This is a genomic window from Marinobacter sp., assembly GCF_035268745.1.
Classification (GTDB): Bacteria; Pseudomonadota; Gammaproteobacteria; order Pseudomonadales; family Oleiphilaceae; genus Marinobacter.
Window position 1 is genome coordinate 1 of the sequence record NZ_DATFKH010000220.1, and the last position, 3,709, is coordinate 3,709.

The window sequence follows — 3,709 nt, forward strand, 5'->3', positions numbered from 1 at the left end:
CTTCATAGATCTGGGTGATGCGACAGTCGCGTACCAGCTGCTCCTGGCCCCACTCGCGGATGAAGCCGTGGCCGCCGAATACCTGCTGGCCGAGGATGCAGGTGTCCAGACCCCGGTCGGTCAGAAAGGCTTTGGCGACCGGCGTCAAAAGGGCAACCAGCCCTTCGGCTTGCTTGCGGCGCCCGTCGTCCTCCGAGTACTTGGATATATCCAGCCACTGGGCGACGTAGGTAGAGAAGGCGCGACCGCCTTCAACATAGCCTTTCATGGTTAGCAGCATGCGCCGCACGTCCGGATGCACCAGAATCGGGTCTGCGGCTTTCTCCGGCTGCTGCGGACCCGTAGGAGCGCGGCTCTGGATACGTTCGAGGGCGTATTCGCGAGCGCTCTGCAGTGAGGCCTCAGCCGCGCCCATGCCCTGGATGCCAACGCCAAGACGCTCATAGTTCATCATCGTGAACATCGCCGCCAGGCCCTTGTTTTCCTCCCCCACAAGCCAGCCCTTTGCGCCATCATAATTCATGACGCAGGTGGCAGAGCCCTTGATGCCCATTTTCTTTTCCAGAGAACCACAGCTTAACCGGTTGCGATCGGCCAGAGAGCCGTCGCCTTTGACCAGAAACTTGGGGACCAGGAACATTGAGATGCCCTTGGGGCCTTTCGGTGCATCCGGTAGCTTCGCCAGCACCAGATGGACAATGTTTTCGGCCATGTCATGCTCGCCCCAGGTAATAAAGATCTTGGTTCCTGTGACGCTGTAGGATCCATCATCATTGGGCACGGCTTTGGTGCGGATAATGCCAAGGTCGGTACCGGCATGGGGCTCGGTCAGATCCATCGCGCCGGACCAGACGCCGGAATACATATTCGGCAGGTACTTTTCCTTGAGTTCCTGGCTGCCGTGGGCATCCAGTGCCAGGCAAGCGCCCGCTGTCAGCATCGGTGCCAGACCAAAAGCCATGTTGGCAGCCTGCATCATCTCTTCAAACTGGGCCACAAGGGTCTTCGGCATTCCCATACCACCGAACTCGGGATTGCCCCCCAGGCCGTTCCAGCCGCCTTCCACAATAGTCTGGTAGGCTTCGCGGAAGCCCTCCGGGGTGGTGACTTCCCCGTCCTTCCAACTGCAGCCCTGCTCATCCCCTTCGCGGTTCAGAGGGGCGAGTACGCCACTGGTGATTTTTGCGGCTTCTTCGAGAATGGCGTCGGCCGTCTCCGGGTCTACGTTTTCCGCCACTCCCGGCAGGGATGCCCAGAGTGCGGGTGCATCAAACACCTCATTCAGAATAAAACGCATTTCACGCAGGGGCGCCTGATAATCAGCCATCTAATGTCTCCAGAATCCAATCGTCATTCAATCGAGCAAGGGCCGCCATTCTAACTCAATAAGCCCGCCGTCTCATGAGTCTTTGCCGGGATTTTACTTATCCGTGCTCAAGCAAGCGGACAGGTCTTTCCAGAACACGCTGTAAATACGTCCCTGTACGCTTGCTTCTATCTTCATTAGTAACATCCCACCCCGCGTTAAAAGGCGAAGGCTTCCTCGGGCATGTCCATCAGGCTGTCAGCGCCAGCCAGCATGGTTTCTGCGTGAGTCCTGGCCCTTGGCAGCATGCGCCGGAAGTAAAACCGGGCTGACTGCACCTTGGCATTGTAGAACATCTCCTCTGTGGTACCTTCAACCATCCGGTCCAGAGCAACTTTGGCCATCCGCGCCCAGAGATACGCGAATACGGCGTAACCCGAGTACATCAGGTAATCCACAGATGCGGCACCGACTTCCTCGCGATTCGCCATCGCCGTCATACCAACCTTTGTGGTGAGCTCGCCCCATTCTTTATTGATCGCCGCCAGCGGCTCGATGAATTCCCTGAGTTGTTCGTTGTCGGCATTTTCCTTGCAGAACAGGTGAACCTGGCGGGTGAAGCCCTTGAGGGATTCGCCCCGGGTCATCAGCACCTTGCGGCCCAGCAGATCAAGCGCCTGAATACCGGTGGTACCTTCGTAAATCATGCCGATACGGGCGTCACGGACATTCTGCTCCATACCCCATTCGGAGATAAAACCGTGACCACCGAATACCTGCATGCCCAGGTTCGCCGACTCGAAACCGATTTCAGTCAGGAAGGCCTTGGCGATAGGGGTCAGGAAGCCCAGGACTTCATCGGCCGCTTTGCGTTCTTCCTCGGTCCTGCCACCGTCGACCAGGTCGGCCTGCTGGGCAGCCAGATAGATCAGGGCCCGGGCGCCTTCAGCAATGACCTTCTGGGTCAGCAGCATGCGGCGTACGTCCGGATGAACAATGATCGGGTCAGCCGGACCGTCAGGATTCTTCGGGCCACTCAGCGAGCGCATGGCGAGGCGATCCCTGGCGTAGGCCAGAGAACCCTGAAAGCCCAGTTCGGCGGCGCCCAGACCCTGGATAGCAGTACCGATACGGGCGGTGTTCATGAAGGTGAACATGCAGTTCAGGCCCCGGTTTTCCGGCCCGATCAGCCAGCCTTTGGCACCGTCGAAGTTAATCACGCAGGTGGCGTTACCATGAATGCCCATCTTGTGCTCAAGGGAACCACAGGAAACCGCGTTGCGATCGCCAGCGGAGCCATCTTCGTTCGGCAGGCGCTTGGGCACGATAAACAGGGAAATTCCCTTGGTGCCTTCCGGCGCACCCGGCAGACGAGCCAGCACCACGTGCACGATGTTTTCTGCCATGTCGTGGTCGCCGGCAGAGATAAAGATCTTGGTTCCGGTAATGCTGTAGGAGCCATCGGCATTCGGCGCGGCCCTGGTACGCAGAGTACCCAGATCAGAGCCACAGTGCGATTCGGTCAGGCACATGGTGCCAGTCCACTCACCACTGATCAGCCTGGTCAGGTAGGTCTGCTTGTGCTCTTCCGAGCCGTGGGTCTCGATAGTGTTGGTACAGCCATGACTCAGGCCCGGGTACATGCCGAAAGACCAGTTAGAGGTGCCGACCATCTCGCTCATCACCAGACCGAGCGAGTGAGGAAGGCCCTGGCCACCGTAATTCGGATCGGCGGTCATGGACGGCCAGCCGCTTTCCACGTACTGCTGGTAAGCTTCCTTGAAACCGGTCGGGGTCTTCACATTGCCATCAGTGAGTTTGCATCCTTCGCGGTCGCCTACCTGATTCAGTGGTGACAGTACCTGCTCACAGAATCTGGCTCCCTCCGCAATAATGGCGTCTACCATATCCGGGGTGGCATCCTCGCCACCGTTCAGACTGGCGTAATGCTGCTCGCTGTCGAGCAACTCGGACATTACAAATTTGATGTCGCGCAGGGGCGCTTTGTAATCAGGCATTGTGCTTCACCTCGGATGATCATTCGCGGCCACGCAGGCAGCATCACGTTGTTCTTGCCGGTCTAACCGCGTAGCCCGGGAACATGGCCGGACCGCAAATTAAACACTTGTTTGAAACATACGTTTAGGAACACAGAATTGTCAATAGCAAGCGTCGAAATTTGTAGGGGGTTTTGTTCACAGATTTTGCGATTACGCGGGGCAGGCAGTGAGATTGAGAGGTCATACCAAGCTGAAAGAAAGCAGGCGGACACGTCCATTCAGGACCGTATGCAGCAGGGATGCTGCATCCGAGCCTACATGGGTGAAGCCGAGCGCTTATGAAGCAAAGCTTCATGCGACAGCTGAACGACAGCAATCTGTGATTGCTGGCTGGACCCCGCAG

2 protein-coding genes are annotated in these 3,709 nt (G+C 57.8%); both read right to left on the reverse strand.

Annotation, left to right across the window (positions count from 1 at the left end; genetic code table 11):
* Window positions 1–1,327 (reverse strand): acyl-CoA dehydrogenase family protein (locus VJ956_RS14335; protein WP_324085722.1); only part of this gene is annotated, 1,327 nt, incomplete at its 3' end.
* 197 nt (window positions 1,328–1,524) lie between these two features.
* Complete coding sequence (locus VJ956_RS14340; RefSeq protein ID WP_324085723.1) at window positions 1,525–3,324, reverse strand: acyl-CoA dehydrogenase C-terminal domain-containing protein; 1,800 nt, start codon at window positions 3,322–3,324, stop codon at window positions 1,525–1,527.
* Between the last annotated feature and the right edge of the window lie 385 nt (window positions 3,325–3,709).

Excerpts from the sequence above, each read along its gene's own strand:
- VJ956_RS14340 (WP_324085723.1), bottom strand. The coding sequence starts at position 3,324 with ATGCCTGATTACAAAGCGCCCCTGCGCGACATCAAATTTGTAATGTCC.